Origin of the sequence: Peribacillus sp. NPDC096448 (assembly GCF_044762675.1) — a bacterium.
GTDB classification, from domain to species: Bacteria; Bacillota; Bacilli; order Bacillales; family DSM-1321; genus Peribacillus; species Peribacillus frigoritolerans_B.
The window spans coordinates 299,244-324,097 of sequence record NZ_JBIWEU010000005.1 but is presented as its reverse complement, the minus strand read 5'-3'; the positions used below and the strand labels follow the sequence as shown (position 1 = coordinate 324,097).

The following is a 24,854-nucleotide window of genomic DNA, read 5'->3' as shown; positions in this document are numbered from 1 at the left end:
CCTGAAAGATGATCAGGTTGATAGGTCAGAGGTGGAAGCATGGTGACATGTGGAGCTGACTGATACTAATAGATCGAGGACTTAACCAACGCTTTAAAAAAATGAAATGCCTTCTTATTATCTAGTTTTGAAGGAACAACGTTCCTGATATGTTTGGTGGCGATAGCGAAGAGGTCACACCCGTTCCCATTCCGAACACGGCAGTTAAGCTCTTCAGCGCCGATGGTAGTTGGGGGTTTCCCCCTGTGAGAGTAGGACGCCGCCAAGCCATTTAAAAAGATCAGCCATCCGGCTGGTCTTTTTTTGCGTTGCGATATTTTTAGCTTCAGGGAGGAGTGACGTAAATTAACATCTAAATCGACCTGTAGGTTAATTTATTTCCAACAGCTTTCTTATATAATCGGTCTAACTTGAATTGAAATAATTCATGGGAGTAAGATACGAATATGTACCGATCATGGAGCAGGGGTTAATATCATGAAACAGGCTCTAGTAATTCAGGAGGGGGAGAAGGATAGGATATTGAAGGGGATGCATAGTTTATGAGTGTGGTGCTTTTACGGAAGGCAGGGATATCATATTCTGAGGCATTACGGAACTTCCATTATAAAGTAATCGATTTTATTCAAATGTATTCTTGTCTTTACTTGTTCTTTTCATTATACTAGGAAGAATTTATTATTGATAATATGCAAGGACAAAATAGAACTATGAAGGGATCGGTATTGTGAGTAAAAAGAGTAAGGAAAAGTTTGAAGTTATCGAGGGCGAGACGATTGATGCATGTTTAGATCGAATTAAAGCGGCAGGTTACTTTCCTGTAAGGCGAACGGAAGAGCCTATCTTTGCCGAGAGAATCGAGAATGGCAAAGTCCATTATGTGCCAGTTGATCGAAAAATTGTATTCGAAGCAAAATTAATTGAGTAAAACACGAACGATTAATTAATATCATGTAAAAATATTCGATTTTAACTTGACATTAAAATGGCCGGAAGGTAAGATGAAATTACATTAATACATCTCATATAATCATGGGGATATGGCCCAAAAGTTTCTACCTGATGACCGTAAATCATCGGACTATGAGAAAAGCATCTGACTATTTCGGAAATTAGCCAAGTCTTTTTGTACTTCTTGCAAAAGGCTTTCTTTTCCGGACAGGTTGCTTTCTCGATGAGGAAGCAACCTGTCCGGTTTTTTAATTTACATGTTATAGATAAATGATAAGCGTCCGTCTGCATACTCAGGACGCCATAATATGAGTGTTGGAGGGAAAGATGATATGAAACCGCAAGTTGGGGTTATTATGGGAAGTGTCTCGGATTGGGAAACGATGAAATACGCTTGTGAATCATTGGAACAGCTTGAGATTCCCTATGAAAAAAGAGTCGTTTCCGCCCACCGGACGCCGGATTTACTATTTGAATATGCAGAGAGTGCAAAAGATAGAGATATTAAAGTGATTATTGCCGGAGCAGGCGGGGCTGCACATCTTCCAGGTATGACCGCCGCTAAAACGATTGTCCCTGTTATTGGCGTGCCAATACAGTCGAAGGCATTAAATGGGATGGATTCGTTATTATCGATTGTTCAAATGCCTGGTGGCGTACCGGTTGCAACGGTTGCGATCGGAAAAGCCGGCGCAGTCAATGCTGGTTTGTTGGCGGCGCAAATATTAGCGGCTTTTGATTCTGACATTGCTGATAGGTTAGAGGCCTTACGAGACGAAACCAGAGAAAAGGTGTTACAGAGCAGTGAACAACTTAAATAATACAATCATTTTACCGGGACAGACCATTGGAATTATCGGCGGTGGGCAATTGGGCAGGATGATGGCCTTGTCGGCTAAGGCATCGGGCTTTAAGATAGCGGTCCTTGAGCCGACTGCAGAAGGTCCATGTGCTCAAGTGGCGGATATTGAAATCACTGGTGCTTATGATGATATCGAAGCATTGAAAAGGTTAGCTGACGTCAGTGATGTCATAACATACGAGTTTGAAAATATCAGCTCAGAAGCCTTGGATTGGTTAAAGCAACATGCATTTCTTCCACAGGGCTCAGAATTATTAAAGCTGACACAGGATAGATTGACTGAAAAAAAAGCCATATCTGATGCAGGGGCTTCCGTTGCTCCATATCAGGAAATACAGGATATTTCAGAAATTTACCTTCATATAGAGAAATTAGGGTACCCTAGTGTGTTAAAAACGACGCGGGGCGGTTATGATGGAAAAGGGCAGTTGGTCATTAAGGAAGAAGCCGATATCAAAAAGGCTGAATCCCTGCTCAAAACAGGTGTATGTGTGCTGGAAGCCTGGATTCCTTTCGTAAAAGAAATATCCATCATCGTGACGCGTAAGGCGGATGGCGAGACAAGTCATTTTCCGATTGCGGAAAACATTCATATTGAAAACATTCTTCATAAAAGCATTGTTCCAGCCCGTATTAGTCAACAAGCTGAACGGAAAGCTATTAATGAGGCTTTGCAGCTTGCAGAGAAACTTGATTTGGTGGGGACATTGGCAGTCGAGATGTTTTTAACCGCTCAGGATGATATCATCATTAATGAATTAGCGCCAAGACCTCATAACTCAGGCCATTATACAATGGAGGCATGTGAGACTTCACAGTTTGAACAGCATATAAGGGCTGTCTGCAATTGGCCTCTCGGAAATACGGCGTTATTGAAGCCTGTTGTAATGATAAACATCCTTGGTGAGCATATCGGGCCCTTAATGGATGAAATTCCGACGCTTTCAGATTGGAAGGTTCACCTTTACGGTAAGAAAGAAGCCAAGCTTAAGCGGAAAATGGGTCATGTGAATATTTTACGTCCAACGATTGAGGAAGCTCTTTTGGAAAGTGATCGAAGCAAATTATGGAATCAACAGGTTGAAACGGAGGAAGTAAAATGATTGAACGTTATACCCGCCCAGAAATGGGAAACATTTGGACAGAAAAGAACCGCTTTAATGCGTGGTTGGAAGTTGAAATCTTAGCTTGTGAAGCATGGTCTGAACTAGGTGTCATTCCAAAAGAAGATGTGAAGCTTCTTCGCGAAAATGCTACATTCGATGTGGACCGTATCAATGAAATCGAAAAAGATACACGCCACGATGTTGTTGCTTTTACACGTGCGGTTTCTGAAACATTGGGTGAAGAACGGAAATGGGTCCATTACGGACTGACTTCCACTGATGTGGTGGATACAGCTCTTTCATATGTGATAAAGCAAGCGAATGAGATCCTTGCCAAGGATTTAAATAATTTCGTGGAGATCCTGAAAAATAAAGCGAAAGAACATAAATACACGGTTCAAATGGGACGTACACATGGAGTTCATGCTGAACCGACCACTTTTGGGTTGAAACTGGCTCTTTGGTATCAAGAAATGAAACGCAATGTAGAACGTTTTGAAGAAGCTAGAAAGAACATAGAGGTTGGGAAAATCTCTGGAGCTGTCGGAACCTACGCAAACATCGACCCATTCGTTGAAAAATACGTTTGTGAAAAGCTTGGCCTTGAAGCAGCGCCAATTTCAACACAAACATTGCAACGCGATCGCCACGCACATTATATGAGCACATTGGCTTTAATTGCGACATCAATTGAAAAGTTCGCAGTGGAAATTCGCGGCTTGCAAAAAAGTGAAACACGCGAAGTGGAAGAATTCTTTGCAAAAGGGCAAAAAGGATCTTCGGCAATGCCTCATAAACGGAATCCAATCGGTTCTGAAAATATGACGGGTATGGCTCGTGTAATCCGCGGTTATATGATGACAGCATATGAGAATGTGCCATTATGGCATGAACGTGACATTTCGCATTCTTCTGCTGAGCGCATCATCTTGCCGGATGCAACGATCGCATTAAACTACATGCTGAACCGTTTCAGCAACATAGTGAAGAACTTGACCGTTTATCCAGAAAATATGAAACGCAATATGGACCGTACGCTGGGATTGATTTTCTCACAACGTGTGCTGCTCTCCCTAATCGATAAAGGACTTGTCCGTGAAGAAGCTTATGATACGGTTCAGCCGAAAGCGATGGAAGCATGGGAGCTTCAGGTTCCATTCAGAAGCCTGATCGAAAAGGATGATAAAATCACAAGCTTGCTTACGAAAGAAGAACTTGATGATTGTTTCGATCCTACACATCACCTGAAAAATGTTGATGTAATCTTTGATCGTTTAGGTTTATAAAAGTGAAGGCGGCAAACATGGCACCTCTAATGGTGATATGTTTGCCAAGCCTGACCAATGGCAGGAAGATTCATAATATTCACTATGTGGGGGTCTGGACAGATGGAAAAACGAGAATTGTTGTATGAAGGAAAAGCGAAACAGATTTTTGCAACGGACAACAGTGAAATAGTATGGGTGGAATACAAGGATTCCGCAACAGCGTTCAATGGTGGGAAGAAGTCAGAGATTGCTGGAAAAGGTAAGTTGAATAATCAAATTACTAGCTTACTATTTTCAAAGCTTGCCCAAGAGAATATCCCGTCCCATTTCATTGAAATGCTTTCCGATCGGGAGCAGCTAGTCAAAAGGGTATCCATCATTCCGCTTGAAGTCGTTGTCAGAAATACGGCTGCCGGCAGTTTTTCTAAAAGGACTGGCATTGAAGAAGGCCAGCCGCTCAAGAAAACGCTGATTGAGTTTTACTATAAAGACGACGAGCTCGGAGATCCTCTGTTAACGGAAGACCATATTGAAGAATTGGAACTTGCAAGCAAGGAAGATGTAGCGATTTTAAAAGAAAAGGCACAAGAAATCAGTATCGTCCTAACTTCCTTCTTTAAAGAGTTGGACATTAAATTGATTGATTTTAAATTAGAGTTCGGCAAAACCCCGAATGGAGACATTCTGCTGGCAGATGAAATTTCACCTGATACCTGCCGATTATGGGATATTAACACGAACGAAAAATTAGACAAAGATGTATTCCGCCGTGATTTAGGCAGTTTAACAGATGCTTACGAAAAAATACTAGCAAAGTTGGAGGGTACTCAACATGTATAAGGTTAAGGTATATATCACACTACGCGAAAGTGTACTAGATCCACAGGGAGCAGCAGTGCAACAATCACTTCATAGCTTGACATATAACGAAGTCAGTGATGTTCGAGTGGGGAAATACATTGAACTTACAATTAAGGATACGGATCGTGATTTAGATCAACTTGTGAAGGAAATGTGTGAAAAGCTATTGGCCAATACGGTAATTGAAGCTTACCGTTATGATGTTGAGGAGGTTATCACCCAATGAAATTTGCTGTCATAGTTTTCCCTGGCTCCAATTGTGATGTCGATATGTACCATGCGATAAAGGATGCACTGGGGGAAGAAGTGGAGTATGTTTGGCACTCTACAGACAATCTAGATCAGTATGATGGGATTCTCCTTCCTGGAGGTTTCTCTTATGGAGACTATTTACGCTCTGGAGCAATTGCACGATTTTCGAATGTAATGGCTGAAGTCGTAAAAGCGGCACAAGCAGGAAAGCCTGTCTTGGGTGTCTGCAATGGTTTTCAGATTTTACTAGAAGCAGGACTTTTACCTGGAGCGATGCGCCGTAATGAAGGCTTGAAATTCATTTGCCGCAATGTAGCATTGAAGGTTGAAAATAATCAATCGATGTTCACGACAGGATATGAATTAAATGAAACGATTACGATCCCGGTTGCCCATGGTGAAGGGAATTATTACTGCGATAATGAAACATTGGCTGAATTAAAACGAAATAACCGCATCTTGTTCACTTATGATGGTGAAAATCCAAACGGAAGCTTGGAACAAATAGCGGGAATTACAAATGAACAAGGAAATGTCCTCGGAATGATGCCTCATCCCGAACGTGCTGTTGATTCGCTGCTTGGCAGTAAAGACGGCTTAAAGATTTTTCAATCCATCGTAAAAAACTGGAGGGAATCACATGTTATTACAGCTTGAACCAAGTCCGGAAAAAATTAAATCGGATCGATTGTACGCAACTATGGGACTATCCGATGATGAATTTGCAATGGTGGAGAAAATCTTAGGCAGACTGCCGAATTATACGGAAACTGGATTGTTTTCAGTTATGTGGTCAGAGCATTGTTCCTACAAAAATTCAAAACCCATCTTAAGGAAGTTCCCGATTACAGGGGAGAAAGTGCTGCAAGGTCCTGGTGAAGGAGCTGGTATCGTTGATATCGGTGACGATCAGGCTGTCGTTTTTAAAATAGAAAGTCATAACCACCCTTCGGCAATAGAACCTTATCAAGGTGCTGCTACTGGTGTCGGCGGTATTATCCGTGATGTTTTCTCCATGGGTGCACGTCCGATCGCGATGTTGAACTCGCTTCGCTTCGGTGAGCTAGACAATGATCGCGTGAAATATTTATTTAAAGAAGTGGTTGCAGGGATTGCAGGATACGGGAATTGTATCGGAATTCCAACTGTCGGCGGAGAAATTCAATTTGATCCATCGTATGAAGGAAACCCTCTAGTCAATGCCATGTGTGTCGGTTTGATCGACCATAAGGACATTAAAAAAGGCCAAGCGCATGGAGTGGGCAACACAGTGATGTATGTGGGTGCCAAAACTGGACGTGATGGCATTCATGGAGCAACATTTGCATCTGAGGAGCTATCAGAGTCTTCTGAAGAAAAACGCCCTGCCGTACAAGTAGGCGATCCATTCATGGAGAAACTGCTTTTGGAAGCATGCCTTGAATTGATTCAAAATGATGCCCTTGTTGGCATTCAGGATATGGGAGCAGCAGGTCTTACAAGCTCATCTGCCGAGATGGCGAGTAAAGCTGGCTCAGGAATAAAAATGAACCTTGATTTGGTACCGCAGCGTGAAACGGGAATGACAGCATATGAAATGATGCTTTCTGAATCACAAGAGCGGATGCTGATCGTTGTCACTAAGGGACGCGAGCAGGAAATCGTTGACTTGTTTACGAAATATGACCTAGAAGCGGTCGCTGTTGGAGAAGTAACGGATGATAAAAATCTAACACTTTCCCATCAAGGTGAAATCGTTGCTGAGGTTCCTGTTGATGCACTGGCTGAAGAAGCTCCGATTTATCACAAGCCATCTGCAGAACCGCAATATTTCCGTGACTTCCAAAGCATGACGGCAGAAGTACCGGTCATTGGAGATTATAAAGAAACATTGGTATCACTATTGAAGCAACCGACAATTTCGAGTAAGGAATGGGTCTACGACCAATATGATTATATGGTTCGCACGAATACAGTCGTTTCACCTGGATCGGATGCTGCGGTAGTGCGTGTACGGGGTACGAATAAGGCCCTTGCCATGACGACGGATTGCAACTCCCGCTTTATTTATTTAGATCCTGAAACAGGCGGCAAAATCGCAGTGGCTGAAGCTGCCCGTAACATCATTTGCTCGGGTGCTGAACCTTTAGCGATCACGGATTGCTTGAATTTTGGAAACCCAGAAAAACCTGAAATATTTTGGCAATTGGAAAAAGCGGCAGACGGTATGAGTGAAGCGTGCAGAAGCTTAAGTACTCCTGTAATTGGCGGAAATGTTTCCCTTTACAATGAAACGAATGGTGAAGCGATTTACCCGACACCTGTAGTTGGGATGGTTGGATTAGTCAGTGACCTTCAGCACATCACAACACAAACTTTTAAAAATGAATCCGATTTGATTTACGTGGTCGGCGAAGCGAAAGTTGAATTCGGAGGCAGTGAATTACAGAAAATGCTCGAGGGTAAAATCTTTGGACGCGCTCCAGAACTTGATTTGGCCGTTGAACAAAAACGTCAGCAGCAGATTCTAACTGCAATCCAAAAAGGACTTGTTGCATCTGCCCATGACCTTTCGGAAGGCGGTTTGGCAGTGGCTTTAGCTGAATCTTTATTCGGGGCTAGCAAACTTGGCGCAAAAGTGAATATATCCGGTGAACCGGTATCCGAATTATTCAGTGAAACGCAATCACGATTCCTACTGTCCATCAGTCCTGAAAACCAAACGGCATTTGAAGCACTTGTTGAAGATGCGATATGCATAGGCTCAGTAACGGCAGATAATAAATTAGTCGTGGCAACAAGTGATAGTAAAGTATTGGAAGCGGACGTTGAAGATTTACAAACAGCTTGGAAGGGAGCCATACCATGCTTGCTGAAATAAGAAGCCTAAACGAAGAGTGTGGTGTTGTTGGAGTCTGGGGACACCCCGATGCTGCACAGCTTGCTTACTACGGTTTGCATAGCTTGCAACATCGTGGTCAAGAGGGAGCAGGCATCGTCGTGACGGATGGTGAGCAGATGTCCATCTCAAAGGGCGAAGGACTTGTCACAGAGATATTCACTGCCGAAAAAATGCAGGCACTTTCCGGTACCGGAAAAGCGGCAATCGGCCATGTCCGTTATACAACGGCAGGCGGCGGCGGGTATCAAAATGTTCAGCCTTTCCTGTTCAATTCGCATACAGGAGGGCTGGCCCTTGCTCATAATGGGAATATCGTCAATGCCCATCAGTTAAAAGCACAGCTAGAAGGACAGGGAAGCATTTTTCAAACGACATCTGATACGGAAGTTCTGGCACATCTGATTAAACGCTCGGGCTACTCTGATGTAAGAGATTCCGTGAAGAACAGTTTAAGCATGCTGAAGGGAGCCTATGCCTTTGTCATCATGACCGAAAACCAAATGATCATGGCAAGAGATCCGCATGGCTTCCGCCCGCTTTCCTTGGGGAAAATAGGCGATGCCTATTTCGCTGCATCAGAAACATGTGCCCTTGACATTGTAGGAGCAGAATTCATCCGCGATATTGAGCCGGGTGAACTCGTTGTCATTAATGATGAGGGAATCACATCCGAGTACTTTTCGCTTTCCAGTCAACAGGCAATGTGCACGATGGAATACGTGTATTTTTCCCGTCCGGATAGCAACATTGATGGAATCAATGTTCATACGGCACGAAAAAACCTTGGTAAGCAAATGGCACTGGAAACCAAAATTGAAGCCGATGTAGTTACAGGTGTACCTGATTCCAGCATCTCGGCAGCGATTGGCTATGCTGAAGCTGCAGGCATTCCCTATGAAATGGGTTTAATAAAGAATCGTTATGTTGGACGGACATTCATTCAGCCATCACAAAGTTTACGTGAACAAGGCGTGAAAATGAAACTATCACCTGTAAGAGGGGTAGTGGAAGGTAAGCGGGTCATAATGGTTGATGATTCAATCGTCCGTGGGACAACGAGCAGAAGGATTGTCCGAATGTTAAAAGATGCCGGGGCAAAAGAAGTGCATGTAGTTATCAGCTCACCACCGATCAAGAATCCATGTTTTTATGGCATAGACACGTCTAAAAAGGAAGAACTGATCGCGAGCTCTAAATCGGTGGAGGAAATAAGGGAAATCATCGGTGCTGATTCCTTAACTTTTTTAAGTGTCGAAGGTATGGTCGAAGCTATTGGACGACCGTTTCCTGGAGAAACGCGCGGTTCATGCCTAGCTTGTTTCACCGGAAATTATCCGACTGAAATTTTTGAATACGAACGAGAAAAAACAAAATGTTAATCAAGTCGGCAATGATGATTGATTTTCGGAGGAGGATTTCAAATGGCTAATGCATATAAACAGGCTGGTGTGGATATTGAGGCTGGTTATGAAGCGGTAAATCGAATGAAAAAACATGTAAAGCGCACATTTCGTCCAGAAGTAATGAGTGGTCTGGGCGGTTTCGGCGGCATGTTTGATTTATCTTCCTTGAACCTTAAAGAACCTGTGCTCATTTCAGGTACGGATGGAGTGGGTACAAAACTTTTATTGGCGTTCATGATGGATAAACACGATACAATTGGAGTGGATTGTGTAGCTATGTGCGTCAATGATGTTGTCGTTCAAGGTGCTGCACCTTTATACTTTTTAGATTATATTGCCTGCGGTAAAGCAGATCCCGAACGAATTGAAATGATCGTCAAAGGGATTGCAGATGGCTGTGAGCAGGCGGGCTGTGCTTTAATCGGCGGAGAAACGGCTGAAATGCCAGGCATGTACGAGACGGAAGAATACGATGTGGCAGGTTTTACTGTAGGTGCCGTTGAAAAATCACGTCTTATTACTGGTGAAGCAATCTCGGCTGGTGATGTCGTTATTGGACTCGCTTCAAGCGGCATCCACAGTAATGGGTATTCCCTTGTTCGTAAAATTCTTCTTGAAGACTCAGGCATGGGGCTTCATGACTTCGTGCCGGAATTGGATTGCAAGTTGGGAGAGGAATTATTAAAACCGACAAAAATCTATGTGAAGTCCGTTTTATCGACGTTGGAAAAATTTGAGGTTAATGGTCTTGCCCATATCACAGGTGGAGGATTCATCGAGAATATTCCGCGTATTCTTCCTGAAGGATGCGGTGTTGAAATCGAGCTTGGAAGCTGGGAAATTCCAACTATATTCTCATTCCTTGAAGAAAAAGGGAACCTTTTAAAAGAGGAAATGTTCAATATCTTCAATATGGGAATTGGAATGACGGCTGTCGTGAAAAAAGAAGTGGCATCCGATGTGCTAGCCCACCTGCGGTCTTGCGGTGAAGAAGCCTCAGTTATTGGAACGGTTGTGGATGGAAATGGAGTGTCGTTCAAATAATGAAACGCCTTGCTGTCTTTGCATCAGGTAACGGTAGTAATTTTCAATCAATTGCTGAAGCAATAAAAAGGGGGAAGTTGGAGGCAGAAATCTGTCTTGTCGTTTGCGATCGTGAAGACGCATATGTGCTTGAGAGGGCTAAGCTTGAGAATATTGATTCTTTCTCCTTTTCAGCGAAAAATTACTCCAACAAGACTGAGTATGAATCGGAAATCCTGGAAAAACTTCGCCAATATGAGATAGAATTTATCATTCTGGCTGGTTATATGCGTTTGATCGGACCGACATTATTACAAAAGTATTCACAGAGGATTGTGAATATCCACCCTTCACTTCTGCCTAGTTTTCCAGGCAAGGATGCAATTGGCCAGGCTTTTGATGCCGGGGTGAAGGAAACCGGGGTAACGGTTCATTACGTTGATGATGGAATGGACACAGGACCGGTCATTGCCCAAAAAGCAGTGCCAATTCTTGAGGGGGATACGAAAGACATCCTTCAAAAAAGGATTCAGGAAATGGAGCATGACCTATATCCGTCAGTTTTGCAGGAGCTATGCCACAAGAAACTTACTTAATGGAGGGACCAACATAACATGAAGAAACGTGCATTAATTAGTGTATCGGATAAAACAGGTATCGTAGAATTTGCTCAAGGTTTAATTGAAGCAGGTTTTGAAATCATTTCTACAGGCGGTACCAAAAAAACGCTGCAGGATAATGGGATTGAGGTAATTGGAATCAGTGACGTCACCGGTTTCCCGGAAATATTGGATGGACGTGTTAAAACGCTTCACCCGAATGTCCATGGAGCAGTGTTGGCAAAACATGATGACAAAAATCACGCAGCACAGCTTGCAGAGCATAATATTGAACCCATTCAACTTGTCTGTGTGAACCTATATCCATTCCAAGCGACTATTTCCAAACCGGAAGTCACTGTGGAAGATGCTATTGAAAACATCGATATCGGTGGACCGACAATGCTTCGTTCTTCTGCTAAAAACCACGAATATGTGACTGTTATCGTTGATTCCAATGATTATCCTACCGTATTGGCTGAGCTGAAACAAAACGGCGGGGTATCAAAAACCACGAATCGCCGCCTGGCTGCAAAAGTTTTCCGTCATACAGCAGCATATGATGCCGTTATTTCAGAGTACATGACAGAGCTTGCCGATGAAGAAAATCCTGAATCATTGACTGTTACCTATGAATTGAAACAGTCGCTTCGTTATGGGGAAAATCCACATCAAAAAGCCGCATTCTATAAAAAACCGCTTGGTTCCGTTTTCTCTATTGCAGAAGCGAATCAATTACATGGGAAAGAACTTTCATACAACAACATTAATGATGCTGATGCAGCACTTCAAATCGTTAAAGAATTCAATGAGCCAGCTGCAGTTGCAGTCAAACATATGAATCCTTGCGGCGTCGGTGTCGGTGCGACCATTTTGGAAGCATATGAAAAAGCTTATGAGGCAGATGCCACTTCCATTTTCGGTGGAATCATCGCTTTGAACCGTGAAGTCGATAAGGCGACTGCGGAAAAGCTTCATGAAATTTTCCTTGAAATCATCATTGCCCCTGGGTTTACACAAGAGGCAGTGGAAGTATTGACAAGCAAGAAAAACCTCCGTTTATTAACGATCGATTTCGACGCGGTTAAAAAGCCTGAACGTAAATTGACATCCATTGAAGGCGGATTACTTATTCAAGATCAGGATGCACATAGCTTAAAGGATGCAGAGGTAAAAGTGGCAACGAAACGTGAGCCTACCCCTGAAGAGTGGAAAGCCATGGAACTTGGCTGGAAAATCGTGAAACATGTCAAGTCGAATGCAATAGTGGTTTGTAACGATCAAATGACATTAGGTGTCGGCGCAGGCCAAATGAACCGTGTGGGAGCTGCCAAAATTGCTCTGGAACAAGCTGGGGAAAGAGCAACAGGAAGTGCATTGGCATCAGATGCTTTCTTCCCGATGGATGATACTGTAGAAGCGGCAGCGAAAGCGGGCGTCACGGCAATCATTCAGCCTGGTGGATCTGTTAAAGACGAGGATTCAATCAAGAAAGCTGATGAATATGGGATTACGATGGTGTTTACAGGAATTCGTCACTTTAAACATTAATCAAAAATGAGGTGCGATAATGAATGTACTAGTAATTGGCCGGGGCGGCAGGGAGCATGCAATAGCCCGCAAACTATTTGAAAGTAAACGGGTTGGGACCGTTTTTGCAGCACCGGGAAATCCAGGGATGACCGATGTAGCGACTCTTGTTCCAATTGATGAAAACAATCACCAGGATTTGGTTGCCTTTGCAAAAAAGAATGCAGTTTCATTAACGGTGATCGGGCCTGAAACCCCATTGTTGAATGGACTTGCAGATGATTTTACGGAGGCAGGATTACAGGTATTTGGCCCTAATGGCCGTGCTGCAGTCATCGAGGGAAGTAAATCGTTTGCTAAAGATTTAATGAAGAACTACAGCATTCCGACAGCGGAATATGAAACTTTTTCTGATTATGATTCAGCAAAAGCATATATCGAAAAAATGGGTGCCCCCATCGTCATAAAAGCGGATGGTTTGGCAGCAGGAAAAGGTGTCGTAGTTGCTATGACGATGGAAGAGGCGTTAGACGCCATCCATGATATGCTAGTCGGAGCAAAGTTCGGGGAAGCATCTGCCAAAGTCGTTATTGAGGAATTCCTTGATGGCGAGGAATTTTCATTGATGGCATTCGTTAATGGGGAAAAGGTGTATCCGATGGTCATTGCTCAAGATCATAAGCGGGTTTTTGATGGAGATCAGGGTCCGAACACAGGTGGAATGGGTGCATACTCACCGGTTCCGCAAATTTCCGATGAAATGATCCAGACTGCAGTCGAAACGATTCTTAAGCCCACGGTAAATGCGATGATTTCGGAGAAGCGGAGTTTTACAGGAATATTATATGCCGGGTTGATCGCTACTGAAAAAGGCACAAAAGTCATTGAGTTCAATGCCCGTTTTGGCGATCCGGAAACGCAAGTTGTTTTACCGCGCCTAAAAACAGATTTCGTAGATACGCTTGAAGCTGTTCTTTCTGGTGAGGATTTAGAACTTGAATGGCATGAAGAAGCCGTGCTTGGAGTGGTCGTCGCAGCAGATGGATATCCAGGGGAATATAAAAAGGGGTCTATCATTAAAGGCTTGGAAAAGATTGATGCGAATGCACATGTTTATCATGCGGGAACGGCTCTCAATAACGAGGGGAATTTCATCGCGAATGGCGGACGTGTACTTTTGGTTGCTGCAAAAGGGAAAGATTTGGCCTCTGCCCAAGCTGGAGTATACAAAGAGTTAGGGCATATTGAGAAAGACGGCTTATTTTGGCGAACGGATATTGGCTACCGTGCAATAAAATACAATTTTTCATCATAATATAAAGAAGCTGACTCTAAGCGGAGTCAGCTTCTTCTTTAAGAAAAACTTAATATAAATCAGATTGATTAGATTCATTTTCCTGTTTTCGTTCTTTTGTCATCAAGTTTTGACCGTTTTCCATCGCATCGACGACAGGACAATAACGGAGGATTCCTTCGCCTATTTTCATGGCAGAAAGCATGACCACGATTATGTAAGATTGGCTTTTCCATGGTTTTTTCACCATCTTAGCCGTAGCCCATGTTAGAAATGTAAAACCACAAGTAATTCGCATTAATGCATTTATTATACTGATATTTTGTTTAAACTTCATATAAAATCCATCCCTTCACAAAAATTTAACAATAATCTGGATAACATTACTGTTCTAATGGGGCAAGTATGTTAATATGAAATAAAATTGGATTGAAATGGTTTTTTCATACATCTGTTTCTAATAACTTATGGGGGAATGTTTATGCTTGAACAGCGCTATAGATGGAAAAATAAACATCTAAGAGAACATATAGATGTGCTGGATGGCAATAGGGCACCACACATTCTGCTAAAAAATACGACTTATTTAAATCAGGCTTTACGAAAATGGGTAAAAGCGAATATATGGATATATGAAGATCGCATCATATATGTTGGCGATAAGCTTCCTGATAATATAGACCGCTGTGAAATGGTCGACTGTACAAACCAGTACTTGGTCCCGGGTTATATTGAGCCGCATTCACACCCTTCTCAATTATATAATCCCCTTTCTTTTTCACGTTATGCATCTCATTTTGGCACAACGACATTGATCAATGATAACTTGCCGTTTCTATTGCAGTTAGATAAAAAGAAAGCGTTTTCTCTTTTGAAAGAATTACGTAACATTCCTGTAACAATGTATTGGTGGAGCCGTTTTGACGGACAAACGGAATTGATCGATGAAGATATGGTCTTTTCCCATGGGGCCGTTAAATCATGGCTGGAGCATGATGCCGTATTACAGGGCGGGGAACTAACAGGATGGCCGAAGCTTCTCGATGGGGATGACATGATGTTGCACTGGATTCAGGAAGCCAAGCGAATGAGGAAGAAAATAGAAGGTCACTTTCCAGGTGCTTCAGAGAAGACTTTAGCAAAAATGACCTTGTTCGGCGCCGATTGTGATCATGAGGCAATGACAGGTGATGAAGTCATGTCACGCTTGCTGCAGGGCTATTATGTATCGTTAAGACATTCTTCGATCCGTCCGGATTTACCAAAGCTGATACAGGAAATCCATGAACTGGGCATCGACCACTATGACAAATTCTTTTATACGACAGATGGATCGCCGCCGTCCTTTTATGAAGGTGGTTTCATAGACTGCTTGGTCAAAATAGCGATAGAGCATGGCGTTCCGGTCATCGATGCTTACAATATGGCAACTATCAACATCGCACGATATTATAACATTGAATACCTTCATGGCAATATTGCCACGGGAAGGGTAGCGAACATCAACTTCCTGACCGATGTAAAGGAACCCGCACCGGTTTCGGTAATGGCGAAAGGGAAATGGGTTAAAAGGGATGGTGAAATCATTCCGGATAAACAGGAAATCGAATGGAGTGATTTCGATTTTAAACCGCTCGATCTTGATTGGGATCTCAGTTTAAAGGAAGATTTTGAATTTTCCATGCCGTTTGGAATTGAATTGGTCAATAATGTAATTACGAAACCGTACTCCCTTGCCAATGATGTTGGACATGAAGAACTGAACTTTGAGGATGATGAATGCTTTTTCATGCTAATCGATCGGGAAGGGAAATGGCGTATCAATACGATATTAAAAGGGTTTGCGGACAAATTGTGTGGCTTTGCCGGCTCTTATACCAATACAGGTGATATCATACTGATCGGTAAAAGGAAAAAGGATATGCATTTGGCATTTAACCGGCTGAAGGAAATCGGCGGTGGAATCATTTTGACGGAACAAGGCAAGGTGATCCATGAACTTCCTCTGAAATTAAAGGGAGTCATGTCCACCAAGGAGGTTCCCGAATTGATAGAAGAAGAAAATGAATTGAAACATTTACTGCGTGAGAGAGGTTATCGCTTCGCCGATCCTGTGTATACCCTTTCATTCTTTTCGACAACCCATCTGCCATATATAAGGCTGACCCAGCGAGGAGTATATGATGTAATGAATAAAACTATACTCTTTCCTACTATAATGCGTTAAAATATAAGAGAAGAAATGGCTAATAAATCAGAGGAGTGGAAAGATGAATTTTAAGAGAGTTCTTTTCATCGTGATTGCTATTTTCCTGCTGGCAGGCTGTTCGACTAAAGAAGATCCTGCATCGGATGACAGTAAGCCGAAAGACCAAGCTGTCATCAAAAATACAGATGTGAAAAATGAACCTTCCAATGAGTTTCCACTTACAGGTATAGCCACCGAAGCAGGCAGTGAACGTAGGGCGGCAGCAGTGATGATTAATAATCATCCGGAAGCACGCCCACAATCGGGCCTCTCAGAAGCCGATATGGTTTACGAAATGCTTGCAGAAGGTGACATAACCAGATTTTTAGCTATCTTCCAAAGTGAAATGCCAAGCCAAATCGGTCCGATCCGGAGTGCAAGGGACTATTATATCGAATTGGCTAAAGGCCTTGATTGCATCTATGTCTGTCATGGGAATAGCCCCGAGGCAAAAACCATGCTGGACAAAGGGTATATTGATAACTTGAACGGATTATATTATGATGGTACTTTGTTTCAACGTTCGGCAGATCGAAAAGCACCGCATAATTCCTACACCTCCTTTAAGGATATCCAAAAAGGTGCAAAGGAAAAGGGATATGAGTTGAATGGTGCACCGGAGCCTTATGCTTTCCTTACAAAGGAAGAGGCAGCTGGACTTCAAGGGGAACCGGCATTGAAAACCGAGGTTTCCTACGGATCAGACGAGTATGATGTACAGTATGAATACGAAGCCACGGAAGAGAAATATAAACGTTATTCGAATGGAGAGCAAACAGTCGAGCATAAATCGAATAAACCTATTTTACTGGATAATATATTGATCATTGAGGCTGCTCATCAAGTGATCGACGATAAAGGGCGTCGTAAAATCGACTTGAAAAGTGGCGGAAATGGTTATTTACTTCAAAAAGGAAAAGCGAATGAAGTAGAATGGGTTAGTAAGGATGGTCGGATTACACCAGTGAAAAACGATAAGGAAGTAGGGTTGATTCCAGGGAAAACTTGGATCAATTTTATTCCGGATGATCCTGGTTTAGTAGGAGACGTCTCATTTTGATACCCATGAAATTGAGGGGGAGTAACATGCAAATTGATAAGTTAAGAGGAAAAGAAACGGATCAGCTGTTTAAGTCGATCCTTTCCTTGCGTGATTTGGACGAATGCTATCGATTTTTTGATGATTTATGCACAGTTAATGAAATTTCATCATTGGCACAGCGTCTTGAAGTAGCCCGCATGCTTGAAGAAGGAAAAACCTATCATAAGATCGAAACGGAAACGGGTGCAAGCACGGCTACGATTTCCAGGGTCAAACGCTGCTTGAACTACGGAAATGATGCTTATTCCATGGCTCTGAACCGTATTAAGGATAACGTAGAGGAAACAAAAGAATCTTAATTCTTTCGATTATAATAAAAAGCCGGGGAATTCATATCCCGGCTTTTTATTTTGAGTTCCCTGATTGCCGGCTGTCTTTCAGCAGTATCCATGTTATATTGGATTTTAGATTCAGAGGTTCCATTTGGTAATAACATTTTATCGATACTTCTCTTTTTTAATGAAAAATCTTAATGCTATAATGGTGTAATGGGAAGTGTGAATGGAGGATTATAATGTACGATTTTCGCGAGTGGAAACATGTTTTCAAACTCGATCCAAATAAAGAAATAAGTGATGAGGCCCTTGAGAAAGTCTGTGAATCAGGTACTGATGCAATCATGGTCGGGGGAACGGATGGAATCACGCTTGAGAATGTGCTTCATTTAATGGCACGTGTCAGACGATATACCGTCCCCTGTGTGATGGAAATTTCTTCAGTTGAAACAGTGACGCCAGGGTTTGATTTATATTTCATTCCGAGTGTCCTGAATAGCACCAACCCGGATTGGATGATGAAACTGCATCAGCAAGCAGTCAAGGAATACGGATACCTTTTGAATTGGGATGAAATTTTCGTTGAAGGGTATTGTATCCTGAATCCTGAGTGCAAGGCGGCCCAATTGACGAAAGCCAATACCGATTTGGATATGGATGATGTGGGTGCATACGCTATGATGGCAGAAAAGATGTTTAACCTGCCGATTTTTTATTTGGAATACAGCGGTGATTATGGCGATGTCCAGATGGTGGAAGCGGCCAAAGAGAGTTTGGAGGATACCGTACTATTCTATGGCGGTGGGATAAAATCGGTTGAACAGGCCAAAGAAATGTCTAGGATTGCGGATGTCATCGTTGTCGGCAATGTGATTTATGAAGATTTGAAAGTGGCACTTGCAACAGTTACGGCTGTTAAATGAAAACATGTAGTAAATATAGTATACTAAAACAGAAACGAATGTTCGTATAGGTGGTGTGATAATGCAATATTTAGCGGAAAAATTATTAATAGGTTTGAATGTACAGCAACAAAAAGCAGTGAAAGCAACAGATGGTCCACTTTTAATCATGGCTGGGGCAGGAAGTGGAAAGACGCGTGTGCTGACTCACCGAATAGCTTACTTGATGGTCGAGAAGGAAATAGCGCCTTGGAACATCCTTGCAATCACGTTCACCAACAAAGCGGCACGTGAGATGAAGGAGAGGATCCGTGCCATACTTGGCGGTGCGTCCGAAGATATCTGGATTTCGACTTTCCACTCGATGTGTGTCCGTATTTTACGAAGAGATATCGACCGTATCGGATTTAATAGGAACTTTTCGATATTGGATACGACGGATCAGCAATCGGTCATAAAACAAATCATGAAAGACCGTAATATGGATACAAAGAAATATGATTATCGTGCCATTTTGGGTAGCATCAGTTCAGCGAAAAATGAATTGGTCGGGCCGGAAGAATACCTAAAGACGGCGTCTGATTACTTCACTAAAGTAACTGCCGATGTCTATACGGAATATCAAAAACGGCTGCGTAAAAATTCAGCGCTCGATTTCGATGATTTGATCATGATGACGATTCAATTGTTCCAGCTCGTACCTGAGGTGCTTGAATATTATCAGCGTAAATTTCAATACATTCATGTAGATGAGTACCAAGATACGAACAGGGCTCAATACATGCTTGTTAAACTATTGGCTTCACGCTTTCGTAATCTCTGTGTCGTCGGGGATTCCGATCAATCGATCTATCGTTGGCGCGGTGCGGACATTGCGAATATCCTTTCATTTGAAAAAGATTATCCGAATGCCAACATGATTTTCCTTGAACAGAATTACCGCTCGACGAAAAAGATCCTTGCAGCGGCGAATAAGGTTATCGATAACAATCAAAACCGTAAGCCGAAAAATCTTTGGACCGAGAATGCAGATGGCAATAAGATATTCTATTACCGTGCGGACAATGAACAAGGGGAAGCACAATTCGTAGCCGGAAAGATAAATGAGTTAGTTCAGGACGGCAGCAGGAAATATTCAGATATAGCAATACTTTACAGAACGAATGCACAATCACGTGTCATGGAGGAAGTTCTGCTTAAATCCAATATAAATTATGCAATAGTCGGGGGCACTAAGTTCTATGACCGTAAAGAGATTAAGGATTTACTTGCCTATCTGCGCCTTATTGCGAATCCTGATGATGACATCAGCCTTCGCCGTGTAATCAATGTACCAAAACGCGGAATTGGTGCAACTTCGATGGATAAAGTGGCAGATTATGCAGATCAATATGATGTTTCCATATATAAAGCACTGGAGTCTGTGGAAATGGCAGGAATAAGCGGGAAGGCTACCAAAGCGGCAAGGGAATTCCATACGCTGATCACGAACTATACAAATCAGCAGGAGTACTTATCCGTGACGGAACTTGTGGAAGAAGTCATCAAGAAAACCGGTTACCGTGAGATGCTGCAGGCAGAAAAAACGATTGAATCACAAAGCCGGCTTGAAAATATAGATGAGTTTTTATCTGTTACGAAAGCATTCGAAGATAACAGCGAGGACAAATCATTGGTGGGCTTTTTGACTGACCTTGCGTTGGTTGCCGATATAGACCAACTTGACGAGAATACCGAAGAAGCTACAAATATGGTAACGTTGATGACATTGCATTCAGCGAAGGGACTTGAATATCCGGTGGTCTTTCTATTGGGCCTTGAAGAAGGGGTTTTCCCTCACAGCCGCTCGCTTATGGATGAAGAGGAGATGGAAGAAGAACGCCGTCTGGCTTATGTGGGAATTACAAGGGCTGAAAATGAACTATTCATAAGCAATGCCCAAATGCGGACATTGTATGGACGGACGAGCATGAATCCCGTTTCACGTTTCATCAGTGAAATACCAGAGGAACTTCTCGAAGACTTAAAACCGAAACCTGCTCCTAGAGCTAGGCAAACGCCTTTCAGCTCTTCGAGAACGGGGTCTCCTTCAACAGCTTCAACAAGAAAAGTGCCTGCCTTTGGAAAAGCTGTTTCTTTACCATCCGCAACGGGCGGTGAAGAAATCGGCTGGGCTGTCGGTGACCGTGCATCCCATAAAAAATGGGGTATAGGAACCGTAGTGAGCGTAAAAGGGGAAGGCGAAGGAAAGGAATTGGATATTGCCTTTCCAAGTCCAATCGGCATCAAACGCCTATTGGCGAAATTTGCACCAGTTGAAAAAGCATAAGCTATTAATACGCTCCTACTGGTAAAGAATAGGGATATCTGACTTTAGACACCGCTCTTCTATAAGAAGTGCGGTGGAGTCTTCTTTAGAAAGGATTGAACGTATGGACTTACAAGCTGCAGAGAAGAAAGTTCTGGAACTGCAAACGTTATTGAACCAATACAGCTATGAATATTATGTGATGGACCAGCCATCAGTACCTGATGCTGAATATGATCGGCTGCTCCGTGAACTTATTGGGTATGAGGAGAAATTTCCGGAACTGCAAACGGCGGACTCACCGACACAACGGGTCGGTGGCGCCATTTTGGATATGTTTGAAAAGGTGGAGCATACCACACCGATGCTTAGTTTAGGCAATGCCTTCAACGAAAGTGACTTACGGGATTTCGACAGAAAGGTCAGACAATCTGTAGGTGACAATTTTTCCTATGTATGTGAATTGAAAATTGACGGACTTGCCGTCACACTTCAATATGAGAATGGATATTTCGTAAGAGGGGCAACCCGAGGAGATGGAACGATCGGTGAAGATATTACCGCTAATTTGAAAACGATCAAGTCGATCCCATTGAAGTTGCGGGAGCCGGTCGCCATAGAAGTGCGCGGCGAGGCCTTCATGCCCAAAAAATCATTCGAATCACTAAACAAGGCTAAGGAAGAACGCGGTGAGGAACCATTTGCAAACCCACGAAATGCCGCTGCCGGCTCGTTAAGGCAGCTTGATCCAAAACTTGCTGCGAAACGGAACTTGGATATTTTCCTTTATGCGATTGCCGATTTGGGGGAAACAGGGGTCCGCTCCCACAGTGAGGGTCTGGATTTATTGGATCGACTCGGGTTTAAGACGAATCGGGAGAGAAAAACATGCTCGAATATAGAGGAAGTACTGGCCTATATAGTAGAATGGACGGAACAACGTTTAAACTTAGCCTATGACATTGATGGAATTGTCGTAAAGGTGGATTCCCTTGAACAGCAGGATGAATTAGGCTTCACTGCAAAAAGTCCTCGATGGGCCATTGCTTATAAATTCCCAGCTGAAGAAGTCATTACAACCCTAAGGGATATCGAGCTGAATGTGGGCCGTACGGGTGTATTGACCCCGACTGCCGTTTTGGATCCCGTCCGGGTAGCGGGTACGACTGTGCAGCGAGCTTCACTTCACAACGAAGACTTAATCCGTGAAAAGGACATCAGAATCGGAGATCAAGTGGTTGTGAAAAAAGCGGGTGATATCATTCCAGAAGTAGTCAATGTACTGGCAGAGCGCCGTACAGGGGAAGAAGTCGAGTTTCAGATGCCGACTGAGTGCCCTGAGTGCAGCAGTGAACTTGTCCGGCTGGATGGGGAAGTTGCTTTACGCTGCATCAACCCGAAGTGTCCTGCACAAATACGGGAAGGCTTGATTCACTTTGTTTCCCGTACAGCAATGAATATAGACAGTCTTGGTGAAAAAGTGATTAGCTTGTTATTTAAAGAAGAACTCATACAAGATGTTGCTGATATCTATAAGCTTACATACGATCAACTGATTGCTTTGGAAAGGATGGGGGATAAGTCCGTCAATAAACTTCTCCAAGCAATTGAAGCTTCGAAAACCAATTCGTTGGAAAAATTACTATTCGGGCTGGGCATTCGCCATGTTGGTTCAAAAGCTGCCAAGACGCTTGCGAGGGAATTCGGGACGATGGAAGCCTTAAGCAAGGCGAGCCGTGAAGAACTAACGGCCATCAATGAAATAGGCGATAAGATGGCTGATTCCATCGTATCTTATTTTGAATTGGAAGAAGTCCATGCATTATTGAATGAGTTGGATGCAGCCGGTGTGAATCTTACTTTCAAAGGGCAAAGAGCTGTTGCTATAGAAGATATCGACTCCATTTTTGCCGGTAAAACAGTCGTTTTAACGGGTAAACTGCATCAGTTAACACGTAACGAAGCAAAAGAGAAATTAGAGGCGCTAGGAGCTAACGTTGCTGGAAGTGTCAGCAAGAAAACCGATTTGGTCGTAGCTGGTGAAGATGCCGGTTCCAAACTGGAAAAAGCTGAAAGCCTAGGCGTCATGGTATGGGATGAAGAGAGACTGATTGAGGAACTAAATAAATAAGAGGTGTAGCTATGAGGAAACACTCTATTTTGGGGATGATTCTTATACTGCTTCTTGCTGGATGTGCGCCTAGTTTCGAGGATAAGCAAGAGGTAGTTCAAGACTCCAAAGACAAAAAAGAAACGGCAATTATTCCGAAGTATAAAATTTCGGAAGAATATTATCAAACAATCCTACCGTTTGAACCATCAAAAGCACGCGGTTTGGTCGTATCCAATCTAAATACCCGATATGACATTGAAGAATTCGAAAATGGATTGATGCGGTTGGCGCAAACCCAATTCGATCCGGAAGATTACCTTTTTCAAGAGGGGCAAATGCTGGATAGTTCCACGATATCTTCCTGGTTGAACAGAAAATATACCGATAGTCAGTTGAAAGAAAAGAAAAAGAAAGCCTCAGAGAACGTTGGCTTGAATCCGGTTGATCCAGGTAAGGGGGACATTGATAAGCGGAATAAAGAAAATCCAATTTATCTTGCCCATATTTTAGAACATAATTACTTGCTGAAAACAAAGGATAATTCGGTGGGCCTTGGCGGGGTTGTAATCGGTCTTGCGTTGAATTCAGTGCATTACTATCAAAAAGAGGCATTCGGTGCCACCTATGAAAAAAATATCGATAGTAAAAAGCTAAAGCAAGAAGGGGAAAAAATTGCTGCAGAAGTCTTAAAAAGGCTGCGTAAAATGGATAAGCTGAAAAATGTTCCGATTACGATTGCCTTATTCGAGCAAAATGAAAAATCTTCAGTAGTCCCTGGGAATTTCATTTCCTATACAAATATCGATAAAAACTCTGACAATATTGGAAAATGGACGAACTTGGACGAAGAGTATTTCCTATTTCCTTCTGCTGCTGCTGAAAAAAAATACCGTGATGACGTCAATACTTTCACGAACTTTAAAGAAGATGTCGAAGAATACTTCCCTAACTTTAATGGAGTCATCGGCAGGGCGTTCTATATGGATGATCAATTGCAAAGCCTGAACATCGATATCCCCATTCAATTTTATGGGAACTCGGAAGCGATCGGCTTTACCCAATATGTTGCTGGGCTCATAATGGAACGTTTCCCGAACTATATTGCCGTACAAGTATCCATTACGTCTGTAAATGGACCTGAAGCGCTCATAGTCCGTGAAGCAAATCAGGACGAACCAACCGTGCATATATACGAATGAAAAAAGATGAAGCTTAGCGGCTTCATCTTTTTTGCGACCTGCTTTTAATTGAAACCTATTTCCTTGTGGACTTCAAATAACCTTTAACAAGGAACAAAATATAAAATAGAAAGAAACCCTTCCATCTTAGGGAACAAGTGCTTTAAAAAGGAAACATTTGTCGGATTTTATAATCCTTTTTGTCATTTCCCCGGAAATTTCGGCAACTTTCCCATATTTCCCGGAAAATATCTCTATTTCCTTATGAAATAATTGAATTTCGACATTGTATCTCTTGTTGCTTTACTGTGCAATAGTTTGATATGATTTAAGCGTTAATTATTTGGAGAAAAGCGACGAAATTCAGTCGATTTGGATATTTTTTCGGAGGTGAAGAGAATGTCACGTATTTCTATGGAACAAGTTAAACACGTTGCCCATTTGGCCCGTTTGGCCATTACGGAAGAAGAAGCAAAACAGTTTCAGCATCAGCTTGACCAAATGATTTCATTCGCAGAGCAGTTGAATGAGCTTGATACGGATCAAGTTAACCCGACTTCTCACGTTTTGGATATGAAGAATGTTATGCGCGAAGATGTCGCAAAACCGGGATTGCCAGTGGAAGAAGTAGTTAAAAATGCACCGGATAGCAAAGAAGGATATATCCGTGTACCATCTATAATTGAATAAGGAGGGAC

At 42.7% G+C, this 24,854-nt stretch carries 22 protein-coding genes, 2 rRNA genes and 1 riboswitch; of the genes, 23 read left to right on the top strand and 1 reads right to left on the bottom strand.

Annotation, left to right across the window (positions count from 1 at the left end; translation table 11 throughout):
• The 15 genes from ACIQ0C_RS11765 to purD all read left to right on the top strand — a co-directional run.
• Positions 1-89: ribosomal RNA gene (locus ACIQ0C_RS11765) — 23S ribosomal RNA — on the top strand; the annotation flags it as partial.
• 63 nt (positions 90-152) lie between these two features.
• A 5S ribosomal RNA gene (gene rrf, locus ACIQ0C_RS11760) occupies positions 153-268 on the top strand.
• Positions 269-727: 459 nt separating this feature from the next.
• Complete coding sequence (locus tag ACIQ0C_RS11755; RefSeq protein WP_095390347.1) at positions 728-928, top strand: NETI motif-containing protein; 201 nt, start codon at positions 728-730, stop codon at positions 926-928.
• Between the two features lie 74 nt (positions 929-1,002).
• Positions 1,003-1,104, top strand: a riboswitch (purine riboswitch).
• A 179-nt stretch (positions 1,105-1,283) separates the two neighbouring features.
• Entirely contained in the window at positions 1,284-1,772 is a 489-nt protein-coding gene (gene purE / locus ACIQ0C_RS11750) for a 5-(carboxyamino)imidazole ribonucleotide mutase (protein ID WP_252279620.1), read from the top strand.
• Positions 1,756-2,916, top strand: coding sequence for a 5-(carboxyamino)imidazole ribonucleotide synthase (gene purK, locus ACIQ0C_RS11745; protein WP_403059981.1), 1,161 nt, complete (start codon positions 1,756-1,758; stop codon positions 2,914-2,916). Before purE ends, purK begins: the two co-directional genes overlap by 17 nt.
• Complete coding sequence (gene purB / locus ACIQ0C_RS11740; RefSeq protein ID WP_402838511.1) at positions 2,913-4,205, top strand: adenylosuccinate lyase; 1,293 nt, start codon at positions 2,913-2,915, stop codon at positions 4,203-4,205. The genes purK and purB overlap by 4 nt, the downstream gene beginning before the upstream one ends.
• A 102-nt stretch (positions 4,206-4,307) precedes the next feature.
• Positions 4,308-5,027 (top strand): phosphoribosylaminoimidazolesuccinocarboxamide synthase, encoded by a 720-nt coding sequence (gene purC / locus ACIQ0C_RS11735; protein ID WP_402838513.1) that lies wholly within the window; start codon positions 4,308-4,310, stop codon positions 5,025-5,027.
• Positions 5,020-5,274, top strand: coding sequence for a phosphoribosylformylglycinamidine synthase subunit PurS (purS, locus tag ACIQ0C_RS11730; protein ID WP_034306118.1), 255 nt, complete (start codon positions 5,020-5,022; stop codon positions 5,272-5,274). The genes purC and purS overlap by 8 nt, the downstream gene beginning before the upstream one ends.
• Positions 5,271-5,957, top strand: coding sequence for a phosphoribosylformylglycinamidine synthase subunit PurQ (gene purQ, locus ACIQ0C_RS11725; protein ID WP_402838516.1), 687 nt, complete (start codon positions 5,271-5,273; stop codon positions 5,955-5,957). Before purS ends, purQ begins: the two co-directional genes overlap by 4 nt.
• Positions 5,941-8,160, top strand: a complete 2,220-nt coding sequence (purL, locus tag ACIQ0C_RS11720; RefSeq protein WP_403059978.1) for a phosphoribosylformylglycinamidine synthase subunit PurL — start codon at positions 5,941-5,943, stop codon at positions 8,158-8,160. The genes purQ and purL overlap by 17 nt, the downstream gene beginning before the upstream one ends.
• Entirely contained in the window at positions 8,145-9,560 is a 1,416-nt protein-coding gene (gene purF, locus ACIQ0C_RS11715; protein ID WP_192207627.1) for an amidophosphoribosyltransferase, read from the top strand. The genes purL and purF overlap by 16 nt, the downstream gene beginning before the upstream one ends.
• A gap of 42 nt (positions 9,561-9,602) precedes the next feature.
• A complete protein-coding gene (gene purM, locus ACIQ0C_RS11710; protein ID WP_403059975.1) occupies positions 9,603-10,628 on the top strand; it encodes a phosphoribosylformylglycinamidine cyclo-ligase in 1,026 nt (341 codons plus the stop codon).
• A complete protein-coding gene (purN, locus tag ACIQ0C_RS11705; protein WP_402838521.1) occupies positions 10,628-11,203 on the top strand; it encodes a phosphoribosylglycinamide formyltransferase in 576 nt (191 codons plus the stop codon). The genes purM and purN overlap by 1 nt, the downstream gene beginning before the upstream one ends.
• An 18-nt stretch (positions 11,204-11,221) precedes the next feature.
• Entirely contained in the window at positions 11,222-12,757 is a 1,536-nt protein-coding gene (gene purH, locus ACIQ0C_RS11700) for a bifunctional phosphoribosylaminoimidazolecarboxamide formyltransferase/IMP cyclohydrolase (protein ID WP_063595367.1), read from the top strand.
• A gap of 19 nt (positions 12,758-12,776) precedes the next feature.
• Entirely contained in the window at positions 12,777-14,051 is a 1,275-nt protein-coding gene (gene purD, locus ACIQ0C_RS11695; RefSeq protein WP_403059972.1) for a phosphoribosylamine--glycine ligase, read from the top strand.
• Positions 14,052-14,100: 49 nt separating this feature from the next.
• Here purD and ACIQ0C_RS11690 read toward each other — a convergent pair whose 3' ends face one another.
• Complete coding sequence (locus ACIQ0C_RS11690) at positions 14,101-14,367, bottom strand: YgaP-like transmembrane domain (RefSeq protein WP_403059969.1); 267 nt, start codon at positions 14,365-14,367, stop codon at positions 14,101-14,103.
• Positions 14,368-14,511: 144 nt separating this feature from the next.
• Here ACIQ0C_RS11690 and ACIQ0C_RS11685 point away from each other — a divergent pair, with 144 nt between their 5' ends.
• The 8 genes from ACIQ0C_RS11685 (at position 14,512) to gatC (ending at position 24,846) form a co-directional block, all read left to right on the top strand.
• Entirely contained in the window at positions 14,512-16,257 is a 1,746-nt protein-coding gene (locus ACIQ0C_RS11685; RefSeq protein WP_403059966.1) for an adenine deaminase C-terminal domain-containing protein, read from the top strand.
• Positions 16,258-16,300: 43 nt separating this feature from the next.
• Positions 16,301-17,338, top strand: coding sequence for a DUF3048 domain-containing protein (locus tag ACIQ0C_RS11680; protein WP_403059963.1), 1,038 nt, complete (start codon positions 16,301-16,303; stop codon positions 17,336-17,338).
• Between the two features lie 26 nt (positions 17,339-17,364).
• Positions 17,365-17,679 carry a YerC/YecD family TrpR-related protein gene (locus ACIQ0C_RS11675; protein ID WP_402838530.1) on the top strand — a complete coding sequence of 105 codons (315 nt, stop codon included), beginning with the start codon at positions 17,365-17,367 and terminating at the stop codon, positions 17,677-17,679.
• Between the two features lie 215 nt (positions 17,680-17,894).
• Positions 17,895-18,578 (top strand): heptaprenylglyceryl phosphate synthase, encoded by a 684-nt coding sequence (pcrB, locus tag ACIQ0C_RS11670; protein WP_403059960.1) that lies wholly within the window; start codon positions 17,895-17,897, stop codon positions 18,576-18,578.
• Positions 18,579-18,639: 61 nt separating this feature from the next.
• On the top strand, positions 18,640-20,886 hold the full coding sequence (pcrA, locus tag ACIQ0C_RS11665; RefSeq protein WP_403059957.1) for a DNA helicase PcrA: 2,247 nt from the start codon (positions 18,640-18,642) through the stop codon (positions 20,884-20,886).
• A gap of 103 nt (positions 20,887-20,989) precedes the next feature.
• A complete protein-coding gene (gene ligA, locus ACIQ0C_RS11660; protein WP_403059954.1) occupies positions 20,990-22,996 on the top strand; it encodes an NAD-dependent DNA ligase LigA in 2,007 nt (668 codons plus the stop codon).
• A gap of 11 nt (positions 22,997-23,007) precedes the next feature.
• A complete protein-coding gene (locus tag ACIQ0C_RS11655) occupies positions 23,008-24,177 on the top strand; it encodes a CamS family sex pheromone protein (RefSeq protein WP_403059951.1) in 1,170 nt (389 codons plus the stop codon).
• A 378-nt stretch (positions 24,178-24,555) separates the two neighbouring features.
• On the top strand, positions 24,556-24,846 hold the full coding sequence (gene gatC / locus ACIQ0C_RS11650; RefSeq protein ID WP_034306082.1) for an Asp-tRNA(Asn)/Glu-tRNA(Gln) amidotransferase subunit GatC: 291 nt from the start codon (positions 24,556-24,558) through the stop codon (positions 24,844-24,846).
• Positions 24,847-24,854 lie beyond the last annotated feature (8 nt).

Excerpts from the sequence above, each read along its gene's own strand:
- purE (WP_252279620.1), top strand. The coding sequence starts at position 1,284 with ATGAAACCGCAAGTTGGGGTTATTATGGGAAGTGTCTCGGATTGGGAA.
- purB (WP_402838511.1), top strand. The coding sequence starts at position 2,913 with ATGATTGAACGTTATACCCGCCCAGAAATGGGAAACATTTGGACAGAA.
- purC (WP_402838513.1), top strand. The coding sequence starts at position 4,308 with ATGGAAAAACGAGAATTGTTGTATGAAGGAAAAGCGAAACAGATTTTT.
- purS (WP_034306118.1), top strand. The coding sequence starts at position 5,020 with ATGTATAAGGTTAAGGTATATATCACACTACGCGAAAGTGTACTAGAT.
- purQ (WP_402838516.1), top strand. The coding sequence starts at position 5,271 with ATGAAATTTGCTGTCATAGTTTTCCCTGGCTCCAATTGTGATGTCGAT.
- purL (WP_403059978.1), top strand. The coding sequence starts at position 5,941 with ATGTTATTACAGCTTGAACCAAGTCCGGAAAAAATTAAATCGGATCGA.
- purF (WP_192207627.1), top strand. The coding sequence starts at position 8,145 with ATGCTTGCTGAAATAAGAAGCCTAAACGAAGAGTGTGGTGTTGTTGGA.
- purM (WP_403059975.1), top strand. The coding sequence starts at position 9,603 with ATGGCTAATGCATATAAACAGGCTGGTGTGGATATTGAGGCTGGTTAT.
- purN (WP_402838521.1), top strand. The coding sequence starts at position 10,628 with ATGAAACGCCTTGCTGTCTTTGCATCAGGTAACGGTAGTAATTTTCAA.
- purH (WP_063595367.1), top strand. The coding sequence starts at position 11,222 with ATGAAGAAACGTGCATTAATTAGTGTATCGGATAAAACAGGTATCGTA.
- purD (WP_403059972.1), top strand. The coding sequence starts at position 12,777 with ATGAATGTACTAGTAATTGGCCGGGGCGGCAGGGAGCATGCAATAGCC.
- ACIQ0C_RS11690 (WP_403059969.1), bottom strand. The coding sequence starts at position 14,367 with ATGAAGTTTAAACAAAATATCAGTATAATAAATGCATTAATGCGAATT.
- ACIQ0C_RS11685 (WP_403059966.1), top strand. The coding sequence starts at position 14,512 with ATGCTTGAACAGCGCTATAGATGGAAAAATAAACATCTAAGAGAACAT.
- ACIQ0C_RS11680 (WP_403059963.1), top strand. The coding sequence starts at position 16,301 with ATGAATTTTAAGAGAGTTCTTTTCATCGTGATTGCTATTTTCCTGCTG.
- ACIQ0C_RS11675 (WP_402838530.1), top strand. The coding sequence starts at position 17,365 with ATGCAAATTGATAAGTTAAGAGGAAAAGAAACGGATCAGCTGTTTAAG.
- pcrB (WP_403059960.1), top strand. The coding sequence starts at position 17,895 with ATGTACGATTTTCGCGAGTGGAAACATGTTTTCAAACTCGATCCAAAT.
- pcrA (WP_403059957.1), top strand. The coding sequence starts at position 18,640 with ATGCAATATTTAGCGGAAAAATTATTAATAGGTTTGAATGTACAGCAA.
- ligA (WP_403059954.1), top strand. The coding sequence starts at position 20,990 with ATGGACTTACAAGCTGCAGAGAAGAAAGTTCTGGAACTGCAAACGTTA.
- ACIQ0C_RS11655 (WP_403059951.1), top strand. The coding sequence starts at position 23,008 with ATGAGGAAACACTCTATTTTGGGGATGATTCTTATACTGCTTCTTGCT.
- gatC (WP_034306082.1), top strand. The coding sequence starts at position 24,556 with ATGTCACGTATTTCTATGGAACAAGTTAAACACGTTGCCCATTTGGCC.